The following is a 370-nucleotide window of genomic DNA, read 5'->3' on the forward strand; positions in this document are numbered from 1 at the left end:
GCCGGAAGGCTCACACGTGGTCATCACCGTTGACGTGGTCCCGGGTAAGGTGGAAATCACCGCCGTGACCGATGACACCGGCAGCGTGACCGGCAGCCTGTCCCAGAATGCGGTAACCGACGACACCCGTCCGCAAATCAGCGGCACGGCGAAGGCGGGCAGCACCGTGACCATCATGGACGGCAGCAACGTGCTGGGCACCACCACCGCGGGCGCAGACGGCACCTGGAGCTTCACGCCGAGCGTGGACCTGGGCCGCGGCGACCATACCTTCACCGCCACGGCGAAAGACCCGATGGGTAATGAGTCGAGCAGCAGCAGCTGGACCGTGACCATCGACACCGATGCACCGGTGAAACCGACCATCGAC

Annotated in this window: 1 protein-coding gene; it reads left to right on the forward strand. The window is 65.7% G+C overall.

All coding sequences use genetic code 11. From position 1 onward, the window contains the following. A partial coding sequence (locus C5687_RS24400) for an Ig-like domain-containing protein (protein ID WP_146086327.1) occupies window positions 1-370 on the forward strand: 370 nt, incomplete at both ends.

It is taken from the genome of Enterobacter sichuanensis (assembly GCF_002939185.1).
Lineage (GTDB): Bacteria > Pseudomonadota > Gammaproteobacteria > Enterobacterales > Enterobacteriaceae > Enterobacter > Enterobacter sichuanensis.